Raw genomic sequence first — 24,742 nt, 5'->3', positions numbered from 1 at the left:
ATCATATCGCACTGTCTCCTCGAGCGCAATCGAGAGGTTAGTAAATCCAACGAACTTAAAATCAGGTCTCGACTGCGCTCGACCAGATGTTACAATTAATTTTATGATTTAGCGGATATTCAATTATTTTATTATCAAATAATCACAAAAATTTAAACATATGAAACGAACATTAAGAAATTTTAAAAATTACTTTACAAAAGGGAATGTTTAAAATTTTTAATGTGAGAGCGTAGCGGTTACATACGTTCTCTATTTTTTAATTATTTCATTTTCAACCAATTAAAAACATTTAAACGTATGAAAACTTTTCAGTTACTACTTATTAATCTTTTACTATGTTTTTCAATTTCAGCTCAAAATAAAAATGCCAAAACAGTTATAAAAGTAGATGGCATTTGTGGCATGTGTAAAAAACGAATTGAAACTGCCGCAATTAAAACCAAAGGCGTTAAATCTGCCGTTTGGAATGTTGATACCAAAACTTGTAGTTTGATTTTTGACGAACGTAAAACTGATCTTACCACAATAAGTCAGCAAATTGCCAACGTGGGGCACGATACAGAAATGATTAAAGCTACAGATGAAGCCTACAATAGTGTACACCCTTGTTGTTTATATCGTAATGATGAGATAATACAAGAGCATCACAAAAATTGATAGCCATTAGCATGCTTCATAAATAGCCAAAGTATCCTGACTTATCGATTACAAAGTGCCTCTCAAATTAAGATACAATACTTGAGAGGCACTATTTGATTTTGACAGTTGGTATGATAATGATTATCTTTGAAAAACTTAAATGACTAACATGTATCAAGCAATTCAAATCGTACATTCTTATTGGGCCTATTTAGTAGTTTTAGTAGTAACTCTTGCCACTTTTAATGCGATAATAGGGTTTATTAGAAAAAGAGCGTATGTCCCAAAGGATTTTAGAATTTCACTTTTTGCCCTAATTGTAACCCATATACAACTGCTAATAGGGCTAGTTATTTTCTTTGTATCACCACTTGTAGTTTGGTTTTCTGAAACGCATGGTATGGGAGAAATTATGAAAGATAGTACGCTACGCCTTTATAATGTTGAGCATCCTCTAACTATGATTTTAATGATTGTTTTTATTACTATTGGATACTCTAAACATAAGAAAAAGCTAACGTCTACTCCAAAATTTAAAATGCTGGCTATTTTCTACACAATAGCCTGGATTTTGATGTTGTCAAGAATTCCCTGGGCGCAGTGGCTTTAATCCCTCCTTGTTAGGAGGTAGATCATAAGCCTTTTATGAATTTAATATAAATTTCACAATCATACCACTTTGTATTTCAAGGAACTGTATACCTTTACCACTTGAAATTGTCATCGCTATGAATTTATCAAAAATAAAGCTAGTCGCTACAGATATGGACGGCACACTTCTTAACAGTAAAGGTGAGGTAAGTCACCATTTCTTTCAACTTTTTGAAGAATTACAACAGCTGGGTGTAACCTTTGTAGCCGCAAGCGGAAGACAATACTACAGTATTATAGATAAGTTAAAACCCATCAAAGATGATATTTATGTTATTGCAGAAAACGGAGCGCTCACCATGAGGCAAGGCAAAGAACTTCAAACAACTGCCATAGATCGAGATGTATATCTCGAATTATTAGAAATTACCCGGGATCTTAAAGGTTCACAAGTAATTTTATGTGGTCGCAAAAAAGGATATATCGAAAACTATGGGCAAGATTTTGTCGATATGTTCTCTGAATATTATGACCGATATGAAATTGTTGATGATTTAGCCAATGTTACTGATGATCTTTATCTTAAAATAGCTATTTGCAATCAAAAAGGATCAGAACGATACCTGTATCCAGCTTTAAAACATCTTGAGGGTCGCCTTAAAGTTAAAGTCTCTGGCGAAATATGGCTAGATCTGTCTCACAATCTGGCTCATAAAGGATATGCGCTACAACAACTTCAAGAAAGTCAAAACATTCTACCTGAAGAAACTATGGTTTTCGGGGATTACAACAATGATCTGGAAATGATGTCAAGAGCCACCTATAGTTTTGCTATGGAAAATGCGCATCCTAACGTTAAGGCAGTAGCCAACTACACTACAAAGAGCAATAACGATGATGGTGTAGAGTTGATACTCCAAAAGATGATTGAAGCAAAAAAAGCATCTTTTATTTAACTTGATCACCAAGTTAGACTTCTTAAAAACTTAGGATATACAAGCCAAAACTATAGAAATAACAAAAAAATATACATAAATAGGAATACGGGTTGGGGATAGATTTTGCATAGCTAATTTAGTTGTTTACATGTAATCATAAATATAATGCAATTTAAAAAAAATTTAGCGTAAAAAGCATTTAATCGTTCAAAATTACTTTTAAACGTCTAAATTTTTATAAATATTGTAGCCGTACTCCTACTTTTAGCTTTCTATAACTTGTTTACGTTTATAATTCGTCCTGCAATCTAGACCATGATAACAATTAGTCATTCAGTTTTAATACTGCCATAAACGCTTCTTGCGGAATTTCAACATTACCTACCTGGCGCATACGCTTTTTACCCTTTTTTTGTTTTTCTAGTAGTTTACGCTTTCGCGAAATATCACCTCCATAACATTTTGCTGTCACATCTTTACGAAGTGCTTTTACGGTTTCTCTGGCTATAATTTTGGCGCCAATTGCCGCTTGTATGGGGATGTCAAATTGTTGTCTCGGGATTAACTCTTTGAGTTTCTCACAAATTTTCTTACCAATATCATAAGCATTATCCTGATGTAATAAAGCAGATAGCGCATCTACCGTATTTCCGTTAAGTAGTACATCAACTTTTACCAACTTAGAGGTGCGCATCCCAATGGGACTGTAATCAAAAGATGCATATCCTTTGGATACTGTTTTTAAACGATCATAAAAATCAAAAACAATCTCGGCCAGCGGCATATCAAAAGTGAGTTCTACGCGTTCTGTGGTAAGATAAGTTTGATTTGTAATTTCACCTCGTTTTTCGATACATAAAGACATCACGGGCCCTACAAAATCAGCTTTTGTGATGATAGAGGCTTTAATGTAAGGTTCTTCAACACGATTCATCGAAGACGGATCAGGAAGGTCTGATGGATTGTTCACTATAATAACATCATCAGGGTCTTTGTTTGTAAATGCGTGATACGATACATTAGGTACGGTAGTAATCACAGTCATATTGAACTCACGTTCTAGTCGCTCCTGGATGATTTCCATATGTAACATGCCAAGAAACCCACATCGAAAACCAAATCCCAAAGCTGCAGAACTTTCTGGGGTAAATACCAGAGAAGCATCATTGAGCTGCAATTTCTCCATCGAAGCCCGTAGTTCTTCATAATCTTCAGTATCTACAGGATAGATACCTGCAAATACCATAGGTTTTACATCTTCAAAACCTTCAATAGCATTCTGTGTTGGTGTTTTGGCATCGGTCACGGTATCGCCTACCTTTACTTCTCGCGCGTCTTTAATACCTGTAATTAAATAGCCAACATCACCGGTTTTAATACTTTGTTTTGGGACCTGATTCAATTTTAATGTGCCTATTTCATCTGCAGAATAATCCTTTCCGGTAGCCACAAACTTAATCTGTTGTCCTTTTTTTATTTCTCCGTTTACTACTCTAAAATATGTTTCAACCCCTCGAAACGGATTGTAAACCGAATCGAATATCAATGCCTGTAAGGGTTCATCGGGATCACCTTCTGGCGCGGGAATCCTTTCTATTATTGCCGTTAAAATAGCTTCTATTCCGATTCCGGTCTTAGCACTTGCGGGAATCACATCGGCGGCATCACAACCTAAAAGATCTACAATATCATCAGTCACCTCTTCAGGATTGGCACTTGGCAAATCCACTTTATTTAAAACGGGTATAATTTCAAGATCGTTTTCTAATGCCAAATACAGGTTAGAAATTGTTTGCGCTTGTATACTTTGGGCGGCGTCTACAATCAATAACGCCCCTTCACATGCTGCTATAGAACGCGACACTTCATACGAAAAATCCACGTGTCCCGGTGTGTCAATAAGGTTCAAAATATAGGCTTCCCCTTCGTGCATATATTCCATTTGTATAGCGTGGCTTTTTATGGTAATTCCACGCTCGCGCTCAAGATCCATATTGTCCAAAAGTTGAGCTTGTGCTTCGCGGGCTGTTACCGATCCCGTAAAATCTAACAAGCGATCGGCTAATGTACTTTTACCATGATCTATATGTGCAATAATGCAAAAGTTTCGAATATGCTTCATTTTTCTTTTTCAAATAAGTTTGGGGCGTGACCCTGCATTACATTTCGGGTCGGGCTATTCGCTATATCTTTTTTTATGGGTGTCCTTTGCAAATCTCAGGACACCCATAAAAAAAGGATGCCGCTACTATCCCTCACGCAATTTCCACTATAGTAATGACTTGCAAATATAATTCATTTTAGAAGGTTTCTACTATCTCTCCCAGTATTTTTGAACCTGGATTATGTATTAGAATTTCATAATGAGGGTTGAAATACCAATAAAAACAAGTATTTTCTTAATTCCTTCGTAGTAGTTTACCCTGAACCTGGTCAAAGGGCAACAATGATATTGAAAAATACAGTGTAGCGTTTATTTAAGGTATGTAAAGATTTTATAACGCATAAAGCGGGTTAAACGTTCTGCGATTGCAATACCTCTCAAGGTAAGAAAGAATTCGTATTTTTGTCAAAAAAAGTAGTGCCGTGGCAAAAATAGGAGACATTGATGTAGGAGAATTTCCGTTATTACTCGCTCCGATGGAGGATGTAAGCGATCCTCCTTTTCGTGCATTATGTAAAGAACAAGGAGCAGATGTAGTATACACAGAGTTTATCTCTAGTGAAGGACTTATTCGTGACGCTGCCAAAAGCGTAATGAAACTGGATATCTATGAAAAAGAACGTCCGGTTGGTATACAGATATTTGGTGCCAACCTGGATTCGATGCTTAAATCGGTAGAGATCGTAGAAGCCTCGGGGCCTGATATCATTGATATCAACTTTGGGTGTCCCGTAAAAAAAGTAGTGAGTAAAGGTGCCGGTGCCGGTATATTGAAGGATATTGATCTTATGGTATCGCTAACCGAAGCCATGGTAAAGCACACCAAACTACCTGTTACAGTAAAAACACGACTGGGCTGGGATCATAATTCGATACGCATTGTAGAAGTGGCAGAGCGACTACAAGATGTAGGTTGTAAGGCGATTTCTATTCATGGGCGTACTCGTGCACAAATGTATAAAGGTCATGCCGATTGGAAGCCTATTGCCGAGGTGAAAAATAATCCAAGAATGCATATTCCGGTATTTGGAAATGGAGATGTCGATTCTCCAGAGCGAGCCAAAGAAATGCGGGATCAATACGGACTTGACGGTGCAATGATTGGCAGAGCTAGTATTGGATATCCTTGGTTTTTTAAAGAAGTTAAACATTTCTTCGAAACTGGAGAACATTTGCCTTCACCCTCTATAGACGAGCGTGTTATCGCCGCTCGAAGACATTTACAGATGGCTATTGACTGGAAAGGTGAAAAACTAGGCGTTTTTGAGACCCGTAGACATTATACCAACTACTTTAAGGGAATTCCTCATTTTAAGGAGTATCGAACCAAAATGGTAACCAGCGATCATCCAGAAGATGTGTTTGCCGCTTTTGACGAAGTACAATCAGCATTTGCTGGATTTGAATTTGTGTAGAAGATATTCTTACTTTTTAGCATTCCTACTAAATCGCTATAGAACAGGATGATACCAATTTTCATATTAATTAATAAGTCGTTGGTTTATTCTGCTAGAAGCCAGTAATGAGGCTACAAATCCTATAATAGTTATCGTAAAAAAAACGACGATAAAACTTATTGTGGTAATTTTTGTAGGGTACGGCAGTGAAGGGGTAATCATTAACAAACTGAAATGTTGTTGCATAAGGATCAATACTAAACCAAGGGTAAGCCCCAATAAAGTGCCTAAAACGGTCATGAGCGACCCCTGAAACAAGAAAATTTTTCTGATACTAGCCAATGACGCACCTACGTTGTATAAGGTCTTAACATTACTTTTCTTATCTATAATCATCATAATAATAGCTCCGGCGACATTAAACAGGGCAATTATAGCGATAAGAGTGATGACTAAATAAGATACCAGGTTTTCGGTATTCAGCATTTTGTACAATTTATCGTTAAGCTGAAACCGGTTCTTTATCAAGATTTTATCTCCAAATATAGCATGCAATTGTTGGGTAACAGCTTCTTCGCTTGCGTTGGGCAGTATTTTGAACTCCAGATGTGTTACTTCGTTATTGGGGATATCGAGTAATGTACGTGCCAAGGTAATCGTTGTAAAAACGTATTTTTCACTAAGCTCTTCATTAACATCATAAATACCGATATTCACTACTTTTTTAGATCGAAATGCTTTGGTAATGTCATTGGGTATTCCTTTACCTGGTTTTGGCACGTAGATACCTAATAGATTCGTATAGGTTTGTTCTACTCCCATACTTAGTTCTCTACTGATTCCGTTACCTGCAACAACTTGAAAATCATTATCTGTTAACCAGTCGCCATACACCACAATACTATCGGTTTGAATTACCTTGTTATAATTGCGATCTACGCCTTTGATGAAGGCCGTTTTTTGTTTATCCCTGAATTCAAGAAAAACATGATCCTCAATAATTTCAGAGAAATGAGCAATTCCTTCGATCTGGTTTAGTTGCTCCTTTTTTTCTTTATCGATAACAAAAGTCTTTCCGCTTGACGGGAAAACTTTAAGATCCGGATCAAAAAATGTAGAAAACTGAAGACTAAAATCTTTGAGTCCGGCGAACCCTGTTAACACCAAAAATAAAGCCATCGCAGCTATAACTACTCCTGCTGCCGCAATCCCGGTGATAATATTAATAGCGTTGCTACTCCCCGGAGAGAACAAATAACGCTTTGCGATGTAGTATGAAAAATTCACTTCTTTTTTCGTCTTTCCAAAAGTTCTGGATTTTGAATGGGGTTTTCTTCTCCCTGTACGGCTTTTTCAATCTTAGAAATATACTCTAGTGAGTCATCTATAAAATAGGAAAGCTCTGGCATACGTCTCAACTGATTTTTTGTGCGCTGTGCGACCTGGTGTTTGATTTGAGATTTTACTGCATCTACTTCACTTAACACTTTTTCTCCTTCTGTATGAGGAAAAACACTCATATATACTTTTGCAATCGAAAGATCGGTAGTTACACTTACTTTGGTAACAGAAACCAAAATACCATGAACTCCCGCCTCTCGTAATGCTTGTTGTATCACATCGGCTACATCTCGTTGTAATACCCCCGCAATTTTTTTCTGTCGATTTGTTTCCATAACTACAAAAATACGTATTAATCTTTGTACGAGACAACTTCATATTAATTTTGGGAGGTCGCTCTGGTAAGCTTTTACCGATGGCGTACACAAATGACGATCGCATAAGATTTTACAATTTGTACTATATAGCTCTATAGCTACAAAAATGAAACCTCTTTTTTTAGACCCAATTGATTTTGATTCTATTATTTTTGCATCAATTCATACAATGTTACTATGGGCGCATTTAATAAAATAGAACACTTGGGTATTGCTGTAAAAGACATCAATATGGCAAATAAGCTTTACGAGAAACTGCTAGGAGTAGCTCCCTATAAACAAGAGACGGTAGAGAGCGAAGCTGTAATCACTTCTTTTTTTAAGGTTGGCGAAAGTAAAATTGAGCTTTTGTCTAGCACAAGGGAAGATGGGCCTATTGGGAAATTTATCGCCAAAAAAGGCGAAGGGATTCATCATATTGCATTTGACGTAGATGATATCGAAAAAGAGTTAGACAGGTTAGAGAACGAAGGCTTTCAAATTATCACTAAAACACCAAAATCTGGAGCCGATAATAAACTGGTTGCTTTTCTACATCCTAAAAGCACCAATGGAGTACTCATCGAACTTTGCCAGGATATAAAAAAGATATAACGTCTAGAAATAGATCTCGCTCTTCTGAGGGATAAATTCAGTGTACTATTTTATACCAGTTCTACTTTAAAATTGCTCAAATAAAAAGCAGTCATTTTTTGTTTAGATAAAAAAGAAAACTCAATCATAGCTACGGTTGCTTTTTATGTTGAAGTATCAACGGAAAAGGACAATTTTTAATAAGTTATTTTAAAGCGGAACTGGTATTACATACACTCTTTAGGCGCTACGAAATAGAACTTCACTTAATTAAAATTAAAAATGTTTGGCGTGTTTGGTTCAATTACTTAAATTTGCGCTCCGTTTTAGGTCCCATAGCTCAGCTGGTTAGAGCACCTGACTCATAATCAATGTGAGAAGTTGGCATAAAACGTTAACAATCAAAGGTTTAAAAACCTTCGTTCTTTAAAATATTGGAAGTTTGAACATTTTCTGAACATTTTTGGTCAAAAAATGGAGAGTTTAGGGCCCTTAGCTCAGCTGGTTAGAGCACCTGACTCATCAAATTGGTGACTCTTTGGAGTAATTCAAAGATGCAAACTGGGTGAACTCAGGGAAACCTGCACCATACTTTTTTAGTGTGGCATGGCAATCCTGAGCCAAGTCCGATGAATAGATGTAACAGTAATCGGAAAGGTGCAGAGACTAGAGTGTGAAGAATCTTACTAATAATCACTCCTCGAGCGCCCAGCACCCTAATCACAATGTATTGTGATGGGTGATGATATAGTCCTACCCCGCGAAGGAAACTTTCGGATAAGTGAATCAGGGGGTCGAAGGTTCGAGCCCTTCAGGGCCCACAAAAACAAACTTCCAAATCAAAGCCTCAGCAGTAATGTTGGGGCTTTTTTATTTTTCAGAATTGACCGTAGGTAATATTTCATCATATCTACAAACCACATAATTTTCATAAACGGTAAACAGGTATGCGTCATCTTTTTTAGGAGGATCCCCTAGAAAGAAAATATAGGCTTTCTTTTTAGTCTCTTTATCCTTGTCGCTTTTTTGATCAATAGTAGCAAAAGTAAGCTCGTTGAGAATTTTTGTTTTCTTATGATTACTTAATCCGGTTAAATCGATTGCAATACTGTAGTTGCGATTGGGGCCGCTTTTTTCACCGTTTTTGACCCACTTGTCAAATTCATAGAGCTCAATGAATAATTGGTTTCCTTTTTCAGTTACATTGTCTTCACTTAAGGAAACCCTGCCAAAATAAACTTTACGGCCTTTGTACTGTCCATCACTTTTTCCTTTGATTCTTTTAAATGCATATTGGTACCCTGTCTTTAAATCCAATAGCTCCAGAGGATTGTTTCGGTTATATGGAAAGTTGAGATAAAAGTCTACCACTTGCCCTAAAGCGGTAACAACTCTATTTCTTTTTCTCTCATAAGAATGAGGGTTTATATTTTTACCTCCACTATTTATTGGATCATCCTGATCTGAAGAATTATTTCCTTCCTCATCGGTTTTGATTGTCTTCTTGGTAGGTTTAATTAGTTTACTTGGATAAGCAACAGGAAAGACGACATCTACACTTACATCTGTGGTTCTGGATTTTTTTGGAGTTCAGTATATTGACTAAAAACACAATCCTGTGAGTGATGAACACCTTTTTCAGTCTTAAAATATGGTCTGGGTTTATGGTGCTTTTCAAAAGAACATGGTATTAAACGGATTTTGCAATTAGCATCAATACACTCATAATTCTCTTTCTCTACTGATGCTAAAAGCTTGAGCTCTTCAGCTTCCATCTCTCTGCCCGTTGATTTATCTTTTGCGATATTCATAGCTATAAAAATATGAATAGTAAACGTGTCAGAATGTTAAATCTTATTTACCCATAACACTTCTCAACAACCCTCTTCTTCGCTCCAGCACCAGAGTAAACAAACTATCTGCTTGAGAACCTTTGTTTTCAAAGCGGATCTCTGCTACGGCTTTTCTTCTGCGGAAGATATTTAATGGAAACTTACCAGGCTTTTTGTAGTAGTAGAAAATATCAAAGTTATGAATGACCTGGTAGTTGGCGGTGAGGGTATCGAGCTGAGGAATATAAAGGCCTTCGAATTTCAGATCCGGATTATTAATGAAAAACTTTTTGGCTGGAAGGGACTTGATTTCATTAAGAACATACAAGGTGTCAGCCGTTCCAGTCTTAAAATCTCCTGTTGTAGATGCCTTAACAATGGAATAACTGATCAGGTTTCTTTTGAGGTTACCCACCTCTTTTTTCAAAAACATCTTTAGGTCTTCTTTGAGAACAATGTTGGCATTGGCCGCTTTGATCTCCGCAATATCTGCACGAGTTCGGTTTTTACCTGCTTCATCCCGCCAGATTTCAATTTCCTTTTGTTGGATACGATAGACTTCTTGAAAGTCTTTTACTTTTTGTTTTTCCTTCCTCCAGAAGTGGATTTGTAACCCCAGAAGCAGGATCAATAAAAAAGGAAGCAATTTTCTAACTGTGCCAATTACTTTAATCCAACTCATTTTCTAAAAGTTTTGAAGATTCATTTTCTACCGGAAATTCTGACTCTGAAGATTGGTGGATGATCTCTTTTCTGGAAATATTGAATTGAATGCCGGTGATGCCATATCGGTTTTTGGTCGTTACCGCATAATTATTGAAGAAGCTATCATCCACTTTTACAACCTCAATATTGATTCCTGCATCAAAAAGTGGTGCAGTTCCACCACGGATCATTTTTTGTGTGGTACGTTGAAAAATGACAATAAATATGGCATTGGGATGTGCCTTTCTCAGCTTGTCAAATTCTAATGAAGGCAGACCAGTCTTATTCCAACTATCCAGAATGATCACATCAAGGTCTTTGGCTGCTTCCTGGATACTCTTCAATCCTTTGGGAATCCTGTCCGTTATGAAGACCTTTCTCAGATTTTCTGGCTTCAAATAATCTTCCCGCATTCTTCGGATCAGGTCTGACTTGCTTCCGATCTCCAGTGAAAAAATAGCGATGGTGTTTCCAATATCAGCAAACGCATCTGCCAGTTGATAAGCAAATCGGGTTTTGCCACCTCCTTGATCGCCTTCAATAGTCATCGCCAGTTCAAAACGCTCTAAATCTCCCAGGAAGCTTCCTAAATCACCTTCAAGTTTAAATGAGTTTGCGGCTGGCTGATCATCAATCTGATCCATCGAATCAAATAACGGCTGCTTTTTAGGGGATAAAGAATTGGTATGCTGACTCTTTTTCGGAAGAAGTCCCAAATCAGTATGGTCTTTCTCCTTTAACAAATCTTTTAGCTTGTTCAACCAATACCCGTTGATTTCAATTTTCAAAAGCTCCTCATCATTCATTTGGTTATATTGATCGATCAGTTTTTGTTGGATGTTGACGATATCTTCAGCAAGTACAGAGTTCTTTCTAATGGTTTTTGTCCGGATGGCTTTTTGAAGCGTTTGTATAAAAAGTAGGAGCTGTCTTTTCGTTTTGGTTTTTCCGTTTAACCCAATGAACCTTTTCACAAAAAGTATATCTTGGGTAGGCACGAGTTGGATCGGTAAAGCCGTTTTCTCTAAATGCAAATTCAATCGCTCCAGATAAAGATCGACCGCTTGTTTTACAGCTTTTTCTGAATGATAAAAATCTCTGGCCTCTTCAAAAAACTGATGCCCGTCTTGTAGCAATAATGGTAGCTTCTTGATATTTACCTTTTTGATTTGCTCTTCATAATTGTCCCAGGAGATTTTCGGCTTCATGGGACAAGAATACGCGAAGTATGGATGTTGCTTTCGGGTTCGTTCGGATTGGTGGAGATTAGATTAATTGAAATCTTAATTTTATTGCCTTTGCGTTTACGAGGATCGCTTCATCGATTCCCGAAAGGTTATTTTCCAGAGGATAATTAGCAGTCAATACTTCAGTCTTTACTTTATCAGTTTGTTTGGTAACAGCGACTTCCGTGCTTTTTTTAAGGGTATACCATCTATGTTTTTTGGTGTAATGGTCAAGAATTTCTGAAGGATAGCTGCTGAGCAGAAACTTACCCTTGATACTAGCCAGCATATTTAATAATTCTTCAAAATCCTTTTCAGTATAACCCTTATAGTGCCCCATGTTAGAATTGAAATACGGAGGGTCGCAATAGAAAAAGCTATCAACTGCATCCCTGCTTTTGATAACCTGAAGTGCATCATTGTTTTCTATGTCCACCATTTCCAAACGATCTCTGATGGTTTGGTCGAAGACCAATTTCTTGTTGACAAACCGCTTTAGGGTACCATTTGATTTGCGCTCATAGGCATAGCCACCAAATATCCTGGAAGAAAAGCTCATATTGGTTTGCACCCAGAAAGCCCAGGCTCTCTTTATAGCATCACATTGGTTTGGATGTTTAAGGATGTCTTGAGTTTCGCGATGTACTTGTCGGCTATGCGGGGTAGCTTTTATAAGTTTATCCAGTTTTTGGAAATGGTTATGGCAAACACGATAAAAATTGACTACTTCCCCATTCAGGTCATTGATCACTTCCATTTCACTGGGTTCTTTAGCGAAGAATACTGCGGCTCCGCCCAGGAATGGTTCGCAATACAATTTATGCTTTGGAATCAGTGATAAGATCAGATTGACCAATCGCTGTTTACCTCCATAATAGGTAATTGGGGTTTTTACAAAATCAAGACCTTCCAACGGAGATTCTTCAGGCTCTTTTTTCAATAGTTTTAGGCTTTTACTAATACGCTCACCCACTCTCTTTACCACCGGAACGCTCACTGCATTGCCCAATAGTTTATACCGCTGACTATCACTGATGGGTTCGATCTCTCCATCAAACACACCTTTACTGGTCCAGCCATCCGGAAAACCCTGTAAGCGTTCGCATTCCAGAGGCGTAAATCTTCGGATAGTCTTCATATTGGTTAGTAGATTTTCTCGCTCTGTGTTAGTGGTCAATGCACCTGTGATACCATCTAGCCTGACTTCAAACTCACGCTCCCGGAAGGGAGCATAATCTATCCCCTCCTTTTGATTCTTCCTTCGGATCGCTTTGGCCTTTTCATTACGAACCGAGCGTAAAGGATGCCACTTTTCCAATAGAAAATTATGCTTAGCCGAACTTGTTATACAATTGGTAGATTTATCTTTTCTAAACTCTACATTTTGGCCACCGCCTTTTTTCCTACCCCTCAGGGTAAATATGTATGGCCCATAATTAGAATCTGCTCCGACACGTGTACTCACTGTTGGAGCAATGTTGGCTTGCGAGAGGCTTTTACGGCTTTCAAGATTCGTTTGGTTGTTTTCTCCGATAGGAAATACTTGGGGCCTGGGTTGGGTTCTAAGAGATCCGACAAGGTAGATACGCTCTCGGTTCTGGGGTAAAAACCAGGCAGTATTAAGCAGTTGCCATTGGAAGTCATAAACCCGCAAGTCGGCAAACGATCTAAGTACGACTTCAAAGTCTTTGCCTTGGTTACTGGAGAAAAGTCCTTTGACGTTTTCAAAGATAAACATACGGGGCTGCAGTTCGTTGATGACTCTAATTGCTTCAAAAAAGAGTTTGCTTTTGCTTCCCTGTATTCCTTTCCTTTTTCCAGCAATAGATAAATCCTGGCAAGGAGATCCGAACGTGATAATGTCTGGTTTGGGGATGATGCTTTTTTTGCTAATGCTTTCGACTGCTCCGACATGAATGGCTTTTTTAAAATTGTATTTGTAATTGGCAATGGCATATTTGTCTATTTCGCTGAAGTAGTGTTTTCGGAAAATAAACCCGGCTTCATTCAATCCTTTCGGGAACCCTCCTATGCCACTGAAGAGGTCGAGTAGAACAAGATTTTTCATAACATCCCTTCATCTGAAAAGGAAAAATATCCCTGCCTCGAAATGATAATATGATCCAGCAGTAAAACATCGTGTAGCTCTCCGATTCGTTTTATTCTTTTCGTCAGGTTGATGTCAGATGCACTCGGCTTAAGGTTACCTGAAGGGTGGTTGTGTGCTATGATAATTCCAGTGGCCAGACTTTTTAAAGCTATGGCAAAGATCAATCTGGGATCAGCAATTGTCCCTACCAATCCTCCTTTGGAATGACGATAGTAGCCAATGATACTGTTTCTGCGGTTTAGATAGATTACATTGAAAAATTCCTGCGCTTCAATGGTTCCTCGTTTGTATTGTAACCGAATGAATTTGGCAACTTCACTGGAAGATTTTACATTTCCTAATACTCTTCGCCCTTTGTTGTAACGTAAGTTTATTTCGGGAACAAGATTGAACTTGAACTGTCCTTTTATTCCTGAAAGCTCACCCATCAAAAGTACAGGCTTTGTTATATTTTTATACCGCTTTTTAGCCACTACAACTTTCCTTCTCGTTTCAATTCTTTGGTAGCTCGCTGAATGGCTTTAGTCCAGGGTTCGTCTTTTTTCCTGGTCTTCTTTGCTCTTCGACTGATCAATGTTACTCTTTGAGTATTAGCCTTTTTTCCTGGAGTGGATTTCCCTTTCTTTTTATACCTCATCGAATCGTTTTAAGACAAGGATAGGGAAAGGTATGATTGTAGTTTCGGGTTGAGACGGGTTGAAGTGGGATTGCAGACCTAGTAAGAAAGCCTCTCGTGGTAATTATTTCGCATTAACTACCTTTTTTCGTAACCGTTCAGCAAACTACATCTTGTTTAGTTTCTACTTAACTTTTGGTTTTTCGATATGCAAAAACAGGATACAAAAAGAAAACAACAGATGTATTCCATTATTAGATCTTGGAAAAAGAGTAAATTAGGTTTACGAGAATACGGAGAAAAACAAGGTATTACATATGGAGTTATGAAATTGACAATAACCTAGTGGAAAACACTATTAGACCGTTAGCATTAGGTAGAAAGAATTACTTGTTTTCCGGTTCTCATAAATGGAATATAAAGGATATATATCCTTTATTCTATTGTTATGCGCCAGCATCGGAGGTCTGAAAACCAAATCGCAAGCAACACTCAAAACTGACAAACGCCAGATCGAAGACCTGAGTATTTTTGCAAAGATTTTTAATCATTCAAAAGTTTGAGCTCCTACCCAATTCTGACGGAATAATGGCTATCGTTATTTTGTAATTGTAATCGCTTAACCCAAAGTCGCAAAGCGATCGCGGGATTCTGAAAAATCAGCTCGCAAGTTCATCGCTTTGCTTAAGGCAATTTTACAAAGTCTCGGCTGAATAAAAAGCCGGCGTATAACAAAATGTATAAGTTCATAGCGGCGGAAATTCCTAACGGAATTTCACGCGCGTTTGCTATCTTTGGGCTGTGCGGAGGATTCTTTTTCGAGTTTGCCCACTACGAAACTATACATTAAACGTTTATGCGCTAGCATCGGAGTTCTGAAAAACAAAACGCAAACAAGACTCAACACTGACAAACACCGGATCGAAGACCTGAGTATTTTTCAAAGATTTTTACCGATTCAAAAGTTTCAGCTCCTACCCGATTCTGACGGAATTTAGGCCTGTGATTTGTTTTCAATGGTTTTGGTTAATCCATAAAGTCGCAAAGCGATCGTGGAAAGCTAAAAAATCAGTCCGCAAGGGATTCGTAAGCAGATATCGCTTTGTTAAGGTCAATTTTCGAAGTCCCGGCTGAATAAAAAGCCAGCGCATAACACCATGTATAAGTTTATAGTGGCGGAAATTCCTAACGGAATTTCACGCGCGTTTGCTATCTTTGGGCTGTGACAGAACATTTACTGTGTGTTTGTCCGCCACAAACCATACATTAATCGTTGTAGAGCATTAGAAAGATGAGTATTTGGAATAAAATATTTAAAAAGACTAAAACAGAAACTATAGAAATTGAAAACAATTTTGATGCGGACGTAATAAAGTCGATTGAAATAATTGGAAATGCAGAAAAGTCTCTTGACAATGGAGACTTTATGTCTTTATTGATGGAAAAGGGAATTAAAAAAGAAAATGCATTCGAAATTATCATTTTCTTGCCAGTTGCCTTTATTAGACGATGGTTAAATAATATTGACTGGCCAGTAACTTATATAGATTACTATTCTGAGAATAATAAAATCACAAAAAGATATTCCGAAAATCATCAATATGTGGTCATAGAAAATGAGGTTGAAAGATATTGGAATAATAACCCCGAAAAAGACTTTATAATAAATATCGCTGGACGAAGTGCCGAATTTGACGCAATAAATCAGCTTTTAAATGATGGTGAGAAAATGGAAGATATAAAAATTGTAGAATTGGTAGTACTTAGAACATAGTAACAATGGAATTAAAATATTGTTGGAGATGTAAAATGGAGGTTCTAATGCTAAATAAGGAGGAACACGCTATCGCTTCCAAGTTATATGCTAAGGGCTTTAAGGTTTTAAAAAAAGATAGACAAGAACGATTCAAAGAGTTATTAGATTATTATAATGACTTGACTGGATTTGGAGAAACTGAACCTAATGCAATAATGCATCATTCACTTGCACAATTTGGACCTGATTGTGAAAAATGTGGAAAACCATACAGAACTCAAAAAGCCAAATTATGTGCAGCTTGTGGAAATAAAAGAATAGTAACTGAATAAAAACGCTCTACAACAGTTTGTATATTGCATATGCCGCCTTCGGCAGGCAAACGCAACATACAAGAGACGTTACCAGCAATATTAGCAACATACTATGTTGATTTTACCAAAAAATATACTAAAAGATACGGCAGGACATCGAACAATAAAGTTAGATGGTTGTACTGTGATAGAAAGTTGCATCTATGGGCAAGGTCTAACCGATTCTGCCTTTATTACAGACCACGAACTGATTTACATTATTTCAGGTAGTCTCATTGTTGATGAAATAAGGGTTGAAGCAGGTGAAGCCATTTTAATTAAAAGAAATTCTTGCTTTGAATTCAAAAAACAAATAAATCCGAATGATGGCTCATATCAAAGTATGCTGTTTTTCCTAAGAAAAGAATATATCAGGGATTTCATTGCGTTACGGCTCAATCAGCAAAAAAAGGTTGAAAACAAAACGGATAGAAATACAATTAAAATTAACTCTACTCATTTGATGGAAGGATTTGTTCAATCCTTAATTCCTTATTTCAGTCATCCGTTAGGAGAACAAAAAGCTATCATCAAATTAAAGACATTTGAGTTGTTGTATCAACTAACAGAAATTGATGAAGGACTCTTATCTTTCTTCTTAAATCTGAACGAAGAATATAAAATCAGCTTACCGGAGATGATGGAAAGCAACTTTACGAAAAGGTTGACAATCGCAGAACTAGCAACTATTTCGGGACGTTCCTTGTCAGCCTTCAAACGTGATTTTAAAAGTCAATTCCAGACAACACCTGCACGATGGGTTAAGTTAAGGCGATTAAAGTTAGCGAAACAGCTTATTGAAAATAGTAATCGAAAAATATCCGATATTTACCTTGAAATTGGATTTGAGAACTACGCACACTTTTCCAAAGCATTCAAAAGGGAATTTGGTATATCACCTAAACAAATAAAAGCTTGAACTTCTCGGACATATACATTGGGCTTTTTAAACAGTAAACAGATTTGTCTTCACCATACCTTTAAAAATCATTAAACAAGGTAAAAAATGAAGTACTACTTTTTAGCATTTATAGTTATGACAGCATTTAGCATTCAAGCTCAAGAAAAATTTGTTTCAGGTTTCAACAGTGACAAAAATTTGAAAGATTGGAGCCAATTAACAATCGAAGGATGGAAGTCTAAAATAAGGACATTGAAAGTTGAAAATGGCAAGTTGATTTACGAACCCACCTCAAGTGGATGGTTTGAAGACAACTACGCAGGGTTTTTGTACCGAGAATTTCAAGGTAATTTTGAACTTACCACAAAAGTTAAAGTCGAAGGTACAAATTCAAAACTTCCCAAGACTTCTTTTTCACTTGCAGGTCTTTTTGTTCGCGCACCAAGAGAAGTTAACAGTAAAAATTGGAAGCCCAAAGGAGAAAATTGGATGTTTTTCAGTATTGGTTCGGCAACCGAACCAGAAAAACCTCAGTTTGAAATCAAATCGACTTACAGCAGTCAATCTACTTTAAAGATATATCCTGCTAAAGCTGAATGGGTTGAATTGAAAATAGTGCGTGTTAGTGAAATTTTCACGCTATTACATAAGTTTGAAGGAGAAGAGTGGAAAATTTTGGACCAATTTATAAGACCAGATTTACCCGAGACTCTTCAACTTGGGATTACTGCATATTCGGATTGGCCTTCGGTAAGTGAAATTTATCCTAACTATGAAGAATATAATAGAAATGGCACTAAAAATGATGATGGCGATTTGATAGCTTATTTTGATTATGTTTCAATTAAAAAAGGAGTTGTAGAGAAAGAACTACCTATCGCTAATTTCATTGGAAAAGAGGTTTTAAAAAACTTAAAATAAAGCTGGTAATCGAGTAGACGGCTCTCCCCACAGATGAGGAGAGTGCGCCTCTCACACCACCGTACGTACGGGTCTCGTATACGGCGGTTTGTTAACTTGACCTAATTTGCAAGTAGTACTTGGTCACAGAAAGATATTCCTTTTGTTCTAGTCGTTTTAAGGTAACGGTGGTACGCAATATAGGGCTTTGGGCTACTGCCCATCCTCCCATTCGTGTCCTACTCCATGCATAAGCTTGATCACTAGATATCCCCAGTCGGATGAGGCTACGCCTTTTCTTCTCCGGTTTCTTCCAGTAGTGCCAGATGCAATACCTTAATCGGTTTCTGAGCCATTCATCCAAGGCTTTTAATTTACCTTGTATCAATGAGAGCTTAAAGTAATTGATCCAGCCTTGCTTTAATCTTTTCAGTCGGGTGATACGTTCATCAAAACTCATAGGGATCGTCTTTCGGGTCAGTGCCTTCAGCTTTTGCTTAAAGACCTTCCACGCTTGTTTGCCTACTACCAGTTGATACTTCCCCTTACTGCCTTTGCGATAACTCGATACAAAACCATACCCTAGTATCTCAAATTGAAGGGGACGACGTATCCCACTCTTCTCTCGATTGATGGGCAGTAGCAGTTGATCTCTCAAATATTTGTAGATACTGTTGCCTACACGCCTGGCTGATCGCTTACTCTTCACATAGATACTAAAATCATCGGCATAGCGCACATAACAATGCCCTCGACTTTCTAACTCCTTATCTAGCTCATTGAGCAGTATGTTAGAGAGTAGCGGACTTAAAGGAGAACCTTGTGGAACACCTTTCTTACGTTCGTGCAACCTCTTTGATATCAGTATTGGTGCCTTTAGAAACTTACGCAATAACTTCATCGTAGCTTTGCACTTCATTTTCTTATAAATCAATGACAACAAGAAGTCGTGGTCTACTTCGTCAAAGAAACTCTTTAAGTCAATATCGATCACCTGTTGATATCCTGAGTTGATGTAGTCCAGTGATTGCTCTACTGCCTGATGCGCATTGCGCTTAGGGCGGAATCCATAGCTGCCGTCTTGAAAGTCTGGCTCGAATAAAGGCTGTAGCACTTGGTGTAGTGCCTGTTGAAATACCCTGTCAGTGACCGTTGGTATACCCAGAAGTCTGGTCTTACCATTAGCCTTGGGTATCTTTACACCTTTTATCGGGCTGGGTCGATAACTCCCACTACGTATCTGGCTGATAAACGTTCTACTGTGCGTTTTAAGGTGGGATGATAGTTCCGTGATTTGCATCCCGTCAATACCTCCTGAACCCTTGTTTGCACAGACTTGCTTATAAGCCTGATTTAGATTCCTCTTTGATAGTACTTCTTCTATCATTACTACTTGTAATTGGCGCATTCATTCCATACTGGCTATCTGATCAAATGGAAAGCTATCCTTGGCTTGATCAAACTCCTAGTACCGTTTGAACACTATTAACATTTGGTCCTTCATATTACTAACCTGTAATACTACTATGACCGCTGCTGACTTCTCTGCTATATCAACTCGTGATTACAGAGACCTCCCATAGTAAGGCAATTAGCTTCCTGTGAATCCCTGCTAGATCTACTGCTTAAACTTAGTGCTCACCTAAATGAGAATCGGGCGTTAGTATGATGTGCTACCTTACCCAGTTCGAAAAGCCTCTTATCTAGTTCCTCTTCGTCAGTACCCACATTTGTAGTCTCGCTTACTTCACTGCATACCTCACGATATACCAGCTTGCGACTTACTAATACTTCCTAGCGTTACCTAGGCGTACAAGCGGACTCTAACCGCTCTAGCTAATCCAATAGAAGTCTATTAGTTATCATCTTTCAAATCAGCTATCTTTGAAAAACGTTTGTCATTTATGGCACACACATTGTGTATAAGCAATAGCGGGTTCAGTGCTGTTTTGAAATATAAAATATAAATCAAAGGTCGGTGCTATCGGACAGTTATGTCACTTAAAATCTGCTACTGCTCATACACAAGACCGTCAGACTGTCTCAAAACCTAACCTATTATTAACATAGTTCATTTCTTTCGAACTTTTAGTTTGATTAATTTAAGGCATGGAATATCGCAAAAAGCAATCTCGTACCCAACTCACCCTCTACACTACCTGTCTTGATGATATGATTTGCGAAGACAATTCGGTTCGCGCTATCGATCAGTTTGTGGATTCTTTGAACTTGCAAGACTTAAGTTTTACTGATTTACCAGAACAAGGTCATCCACCGTACGATCCAGCAGATTTATTGAAACTGTATATTTACGGCTACATGAACAAAATGCGGTCTTCCCGCAGGCTTGAACTGGAATGCACCCGTAATATTGAAGTGATGTGGCTGTTGGGCAATCTCAAACCGGATCACAATACCATCAACCGCTTTAGAAAAGATAACCCAAAAGCGATCAAGAGGGTTTTCAGGGCTACGGTTTCCATCGCACAAAACCATGATTTAATAGGGGCTACACTCATTGCAGGCGACTCCACTAAACTCAGGGCGCAAAACAGCAAAAAGAACAATTACAACCCAAAAAAGGTACAACGCCATCTGGAGTATATTGATAAAAAGCTGGAAGAACACAATCAAGAACTCGCCAAGTCTGATGGCGACCAAAAGCAAGAGGTTGAAAAGCAAATTGAACATAGAAAACAGCAGCGTACTAAGTACGAGCATCTGCAAAAGCAACTGGCGAAGGACACCACTACCAAAAACCCGCAAATCTCTACATCTGACCCGGAGAGCCGTCACCAAATTGTAAGAGGAACTATTACTGAAGTATGCTATACCGCACAAACCACCGTGGATTCAGATCATAAACTACTGATTGATTATAAAATCACCAATCAAAATGATAAAAAGGCCATGGGCAACATGCTACAACGGGCAAAGGCCATATTGCAAACCAATACATTTACTGCCCTTTATGACAAGGGCTATCATACCGGGAGCGAACTGGCCGTTGCCAATCGTTTAAATATTAAAACACTGGTGGCCATACCTGGCATTGGGCGAAAAAGCCAAGCTCCTGATCCCGCTTACAATGCCGAAAACTTCGACTACGACCCTACAACAGATACCTACACTTGCCCACAAGGAAACATCCTTACTTCCAATGGCTCATGGTACAGAGCTAGAAACTACCGATTTAAACAGTACAAAACAAAAGCCTGTAAAGAATGCCCGGTACGAGCATCGTGCACGACTGCAACACAAAACGGAAAGATCATTCAACGAAGTGAGTTTACACCATATATTGAGCAAAACAAAGCACATGTGACCGAAAACCAAGAACTATACAAAAAAAGACAGGCCATAGTAGAGCATCCGTTCGGAACTATGAAAAGGCAATGGGGTTTTGATCACATAATGACCAAAAAAACTATCGCAAGAGCTAGTGCAGACTTCGGGCTGGTTGCTATAGTATACAATCTCAAAAGACTCATTAACATCATAAATAGTGATAAAACAACCATTAAAAATGATCCTGACTACCAAAAATGCCTATTGAAACCAATATTTGCCCACCTTACAGTCATTTTAACCAAAATTGAACAGCTATTCTTAAAATCACTTAAACCTGTTCCAAATCTTCGCTCTTTGATTTTTGCCTAACTTTAAGCCAAATTAAAGGTGGTTTTGAGACAGACTGCCGTTGTGTGCAAGTTTTACATAACAGTAATTTGTTTCACCATTTCCTTAAAATCTGTAATTGCTTAAAATCTTCAATTTATACCTTTGTAAAAATTATTCATCTTGATTCCAAAGTTTAAAATAGCTTCTTTTTTAAAGTATTTTAATATAGAAAATTATAAAAGCGACACCATTCATATTACTAAATATGAAGAACATCACAACCTGCTTTTATCTTCAAAACCAATTTCAATTGATTTTTATTTTTTGGCTCTGAAAACAAATTTTGAATCTATTGAAGACTTTGGAAAAACACCATATGATGGAAGATACTCGTTTGCTTATTTCGATGCACCAGACACTATTGCAGAATGGAGTTTGAAAAAACCTTGGAAAGGCTATCATATTCTAATCAATAAAAAAATCTTTAACGATTATGCGAAAACCTATAATTTTTCAGGTTATGATAAACATGAAGCTCTATTTCTTAACCAAGATGAAGAAGATTTATTGACTGGCATATTTGAAATGGCTTATAACGAATTTTCAAAAACAAATTTTTCAGAAGATATACTACTCTCTTATTCTAAACTCATTTTGTCCTACATACATTCATTTTACAAACGACAATTTGAAACTAGGCAAGACATATATAATAAAATTGTAATAGAATTTAAACGTCATTTACAAGACTATTTTAACGACGGAACTGAAAACTACAAATTACCATCTGTTAACCATTTTGCTGAAAAAGCGAACTTATCAACTAACTATTTTGGTGATGTTATTAAGCATTTTACTGGACGTCCACCGTTAGACCATATCCACGACCATATCATTAGAGTTGCCAAGGTAAAATTATCCGACACTAAACTAAACGTTAATGAAATAGCATACAGCTTAGGCTTTGATTATCCAACCTATTTCACGCGTTTTTTTAAGAATAAAACAGGATTTACACCCTCTAAATTTAGAAATAAGTAAAACGTTTCATTCTTGCAGTAATTTGTTTAGCAATTGCTCTTAATCATTAATTTACTTTTGCCAAATAAATAAAAATGTAAATTATAATGAAAAAAATATTAATAGTTAATGGTTTTCAACCTAACGCTTTTTCTGAAGGTAAACTTAACGCATCTCTTGTTGAAAAAGCAAAACAGCAATTTGAAGCCAATAATTTTGAAGTAAAAACCACCATTATATCAGAAGATTACACTATAGAAGAGGAAGTTGACAAGCACATTTGGGCAGATATAATAGTGTTACAAACGCCAGTTAATTGGATGGGAATAACTTGGGGTTATAAAAAATATATAGATGAAGTTTTTACTGCAGGAATGACAGGTAAACTGTGTTTATATGATGGTAGAAATGAAGAAAACCCAGAAATAAATTATGGAACTGGTGGAAGCTTAAATGGTTCAAAATATATGCTTTCGCTAACATTTAACGCACCAAATGGTGCATTTAATAATGAAGACGAGTATTTGTTTCAAGGAAAGTCCGTAGACGATTTGTTTTTCCCTCAACACGTGAACTTTAGGTTTTTAGGGATGACAGCACTTCCAACCTTTGTTTGTTATGATGTTTGGAAAAATCCAACTATAAAAAACGATTTTATACGATTTGAAGACCATTTAAATAGGCATATTATTAATTCATAAAATCAACAATAATGAATATAAATGATGTAAAAGTAATCATAACAGGTGCCACTAGTGGAATTGGTTATGAAACAGCAAAAGTTTTAAAGAAACATGGTGCACAAGTGGTTATTTCTGGTAGAAATGATGCTAAACTTCAAAAAGCCATAAAAGAATTAGACACTTTAGGTTTCGTTGCAGATGTTACAAAAGAAGAAGACGTTAAAGCGCTTTTTGATTTTGCTATAAAAAGTATGGGAACTATAAATGTACTTATCAATAATGCAGGAATTGGCTCGCTTACACTTTTAACAGAAACCACGTTAAAGGATTTTCAAAACCAATGGGAAGTAAATACCAAAGGTTTGTTTTTAGCAGGGAGAGAAGCTGCAAAACATTTTATAAAGGCACAATACGGAAATATTATAAATATAGGTTCTACTGCTGCTGTTAGAGGTTTTCAAACTGGCTCTGCTTACGTAGCAAGCAAATTTGCAGTAACAGGTTTAACTGAATGTTGGCGCGCAGAATTACGCCCTCATAATATTAGAGTAGCTCAAGTAAACCCTAGCGAAGTAGTAACAGATTTTATTGAAAAAGCGGGCTTAGAATTGAAAAACACAACTTATAAACTTAAACCTTCTGAAATAGCTCATACTATTTTAGCAATGCTATCCTTAAGTGATATTGGCTTCATACCTAGTGCCGAAGTTTGGGCTACTAATCCGAATAGGAAATAAAAAGACAAATAAACCAGCACACAACACCGTATACAAAAAACAGCGGTTTAAGTACTTAATCGAAAATGAATTTTATAAATTTAAGGCAGTACCAAACCGAAAAGTCCGTTAGTAAACCCTGCTACTTTTCATATACAAAAACGTTCGAGTCCATACTCCGCTACGCTCCGTATGGACTCGAATGTGCGGGCGGCTCCGCGCCAGTCCACGCCCGCTCCCCGCGAAAAGCGGGAGAACGGACAAGAACTGGCTGCTATAA

Annotated in this window: 24 protein-coding genes and 1 pseudogene; 14 read left to right on the top strand and 11 right to left on the bottom strand. The window is 37.4% G+C overall.

Going from position 1 to position 24,742, the window contains the following annotated elements; all coding sequences use genetic code 11:
- The first annotated feature begins 300 nt into the window (after nt 1-300).
- The 3 genes from J8281_RS03770 to J8281_RS03760 all read left to right on the top strand — a co-directional run bounded on the left by J8281_RS03770 (nt 301) and on the right by J8281_RS03760 (nt 2,189).
- Nucleotides 301-660, top strand: coding sequence for a heavy-metal-associated domain-containing protein (locus tag J8281_RS03770; RefSeq protein ID WP_210196259.1), 360 nt, complete (start codon nt 301-303; stop codon nt 658-660).
- A 151-nt stretch (nt 661-811) separates the two neighbouring features.
- Nucleotides 812-1,252, top strand: a complete 441-nt coding sequence (locus J8281_RS03765; RefSeq protein ID WP_210196258.1) for a hypothetical protein — start codon at nt 812-814, stop codon at nt 1,250-1,252.
- A 118-nt stretch (nt 1,253-1,370) separates the two neighbouring features.
- On the top strand, nt 1,371-2,189 hold the full coding sequence (locus tag J8281_RS03760) for an HAD family hydrolase (protein WP_210196257.1): 819 nt from the start codon (nt 1,371-1,373) through the stop codon (nt 2,187-2,189).
- Between the two features lie 307 nt (nt 2,190-2,496).
- Here the strand turns inward: J8281_RS03760 and lepA are convergent, their stop codons facing one another.
- Entirely contained in the window at nt 2,497-4,293 is a 1,797-nt protein-coding gene (lepA, locus tag J8281_RS03755) for a translation elongation factor 4 (protein WP_210196256.1), read from the bottom strand.
- 464 nt (nt 4,294-4,757) lie between these two features.
- Here lepA and dusB point away from each other — a divergent pair, with 464 nt between their 5' ends.
- Complete coding sequence (gene dusB / locus J8281_RS03750) at nt 4,758-5,750, top strand: tRNA dihydrouridine synthase DusB (RefSeq protein ID WP_210196255.1); 993 nt, start codon at nt 4,758-4,760, stop codon at nt 5,748-5,750.
- A 66-nt stretch (nt 5,751-5,816) separates the two neighbouring features.
- Here dusB and J8281_RS03745 read toward each other — a convergent pair whose 3' ends face one another.
- Nucleotides 5,817-7,019: an ABC transporter permease gene (locus J8281_RS03745; RefSeq protein WP_210196254.1), complete on the bottom strand. Its 1,203-nt coding sequence runs from the start codon at nt 7,017-7,019 to the stop codon at nt 5,817-5,819.
- Nucleotides 7,016-7,408: a 30S ribosome-binding factor RbfA gene (gene rbfA, locus J8281_RS03740; protein ID WP_210196253.1), complete on the bottom strand. Its 393-nt coding sequence runs from the start codon at nt 7,406-7,408 to the stop codon at nt 7,016-7,018. Before rbfA ends, J8281_RS03745 begins: the two co-directional genes overlap by 4 nt.
- A 219-nt stretch (nt 7,409-7,627) precedes the next feature.
- On the opposite strand from rbfA, the gene mce reads away from it, so the two are divergent.
- A complete protein-coding gene (gene mce / locus J8281_RS03735; RefSeq protein WP_210196252.1) occupies nt 7,628-8,044 on the top strand; it encodes a methylmalonyl-CoA epimerase in 417 nt (138 codons plus the stop codon).
- An 849-nt stretch (nt 8,045-8,893) separates the two neighbouring features.
- Here the strand turns inward: mce and J8281_RS03730 are convergent.
- The 7 genes from J8281_RS03730 to J8281_RS03700 form a co-directional block, all read right to left on the bottom strand.
- Nucleotides 8,894-9,340, bottom strand: a complete 447-nt coding sequence (locus J8281_RS03730) for a hypothetical protein (RefSeq protein ID WP_210196251.1) — start codon at nt 9,338-9,340, stop codon at nt 8,894-8,896.
- Nucleotides 9,341-9,582: 242 nt separating this feature from the next.
- Complete coding sequence (locus tag J8281_RS03725) at nt 9,583-9,834, bottom strand: hypothetical protein (RefSeq protein ID WP_210196250.1); 252 nt, start codon at nt 9,832-9,834, stop codon at nt 9,583-9,585.
- A gap of 43 nt (nt 9,835-9,877) precedes the next feature.
- A complete protein-coding gene (locus J8281_RS03720) occupies nt 9,878-10,537 on the bottom strand; it encodes a hypothetical protein (protein ID WP_210196249.1) in 660 nt (219 codons plus the stop codon).
- A complete protein-coding gene (locus J8281_RS03715; RefSeq protein WP_210196248.1) occupies nt 10,524-11,768 on the bottom strand; it encodes an antirestriction protein in 1,245 nt (414 codons plus the stop codon). Before J8281_RS03715 ends, J8281_RS03720 begins: the two co-directional genes overlap by 14 nt.
- Nucleotides 11,769-11,826: 58 nt before the next feature.
- Nucleotides 11,827-13,854 carry a DNA (cytosine-5-)-methyltransferase gene (dcm, locus tag J8281_RS03710; protein ID WP_210196247.1) on the bottom strand — a complete coding sequence of 676 codons (2,028 nt, stop codon included), beginning with the start codon at nt 13,852-13,854 and terminating at the stop codon, nt 11,827-11,829.
- Nucleotides 13,851-14,324 (bottom strand): RadC family protein, encoded by a 474-nt coding sequence (locus J8281_RS03705; RefSeq protein WP_210196246.1) that lies wholly within the window; start codon nt 14,322-14,324, stop codon nt 13,851-13,853. Before J8281_RS03705 ends, dcm begins: the two co-directional genes overlap by 4 nt.
- Before the next feature lie 44 nt (nt 14,325-14,368).
- Nucleotides 14,369-14,533, bottom strand: coding sequence for a hypothetical protein (locus J8281_RS03700; RefSeq protein ID WP_210196245.1), 165 nt, complete (start codon nt 14,531-14,533; stop codon nt 14,369-14,371).
- A gap of 306 nt (nt 14,534-14,839) precedes the next feature.
- On the opposite strand from J8281_RS03700, the pseudogene J8281_RS03695 reads away from it, so the two are divergent.
- From J8281_RS03695 to J8281_RS03675, 5 genes and pseudogenes are all read left to right on the top strand, one after another.
- Nucleotides 14,840-14,920 (top strand): annotated as a pseudogene (locus J8281_RS03695) (transposase); the annotation flags it as partial.
- 883 nt (nt 14,921-15,803) lie between these two features.
- Nucleotides 15,804-16,286 (top strand): hypothetical protein, encoded by a 483-nt coding sequence (locus J8281_RS03690; RefSeq protein ID WP_210196244.1) that lies wholly within the window; start codon nt 15,804-15,806, stop codon nt 16,284-16,286.
- Between the two features lie 5 nt (nt 16,287-16,291).
- On the top strand, nt 16,292-16,600 hold the full coding sequence (locus J8281_RS03685) for a hypothetical protein (protein ID WP_246848962.1): 309 nt from the start codon (nt 16,292-16,294) through the stop codon (nt 16,598-16,600).
- A gap of 94 nt (nt 16,601-16,694) precedes the next feature.
- Nucleotides 16,695-17,540, top strand: a complete 846-nt coding sequence (locus J8281_RS03680) for an AraC family transcriptional regulator (protein ID WP_210196243.1) — start codon at nt 16,695-16,697, stop codon at nt 17,538-17,540.
- Nucleotides 17,541-17,627: 87 nt separating this feature from the next.
- On the top strand, nt 17,628-18,443 hold the full coding sequence (locus J8281_RS03675) for a DUF1349 domain-containing protein (protein WP_210196242.1): 816 nt from the start codon (nt 17,628-17,630) through the stop codon (nt 18,441-18,443).
- Between the two features lie 91 nt (nt 18,444-18,534).
- Here J8281_RS03675 and ltrA read toward each other — a convergent pair whose 3' ends face one another.
- Nucleotides 18,535-19,809 carry a group II intron reverse transcriptase/maturase gene (gene ltrA / locus J8281_RS03670; protein ID WP_210196241.1) on the bottom strand — a complete coding sequence of 425 codons (1,275 nt, stop codon included), beginning with the start codon at nt 19,807-19,809 and terminating at the stop codon, nt 18,535-18,537.
- A 722-nt stretch (nt 19,810-20,531) separates the two neighbouring features.
- Here ltrA and J8281_RS03665 point away from each other — a divergent pair.
- From J8281_RS03665 to J8281_RS03650, 4 genes are all read left to right on the top strand, one after another.
- Nucleotides 20,532-22,082 carry an IS1182 family transposase gene (locus tag J8281_RS03665; protein WP_210196240.1) on the top strand — a complete coding sequence of 517 codons (1,551 nt, stop codon included), beginning with the start codon at nt 20,532-20,534 and terminating at the stop codon, nt 22,080-22,082.
- A 141-nt stretch (nt 22,083-22,223) separates the two neighbouring features.
- On the top strand, nt 22,224-23,084 hold the full coding sequence (locus J8281_RS03660; RefSeq protein WP_210196239.1) for an AraC family transcriptional regulator: 861 nt from the start codon (nt 22,224-22,226) through the stop codon (nt 23,082-23,084).
- Nucleotides 23,085-23,170: 86 nt separating this feature from the next.
- Nucleotides 23,171-23,764 (top strand): NAD(P)H-dependent oxidoreductase, encoded by a 594-nt coding sequence (locus J8281_RS03655; protein WP_210196238.1) that lies wholly within the window; start codon nt 23,171-23,173, stop codon nt 23,762-23,764.
- An 11-nt stretch (nt 23,765-23,775) separates the two neighbouring features.
- Nucleotides 23,776-24,483: an SDR family oxidoreductase gene (locus J8281_RS03650; RefSeq protein WP_210196237.1), complete on the top strand. Its 708-nt coding sequence runs from the start codon at nt 23,776-23,778 to the stop codon at nt 24,481-24,483.
- Nucleotides 24,484-24,742: the final 259 nt, after the last annotated feature.

The organism is Aquimarina sp. U1-2, from assembly GCF_017897595.1.
GTDB lineage: Bacteria > Bacteroidota > Bacteroidia > Flavobacteriales > Flavobacteriaceae > Aquimarina.
Note: the sequence above shows the minus strand (reverse complement) of the source record. Positions and strands in the feature narration are given on the sequence as shown.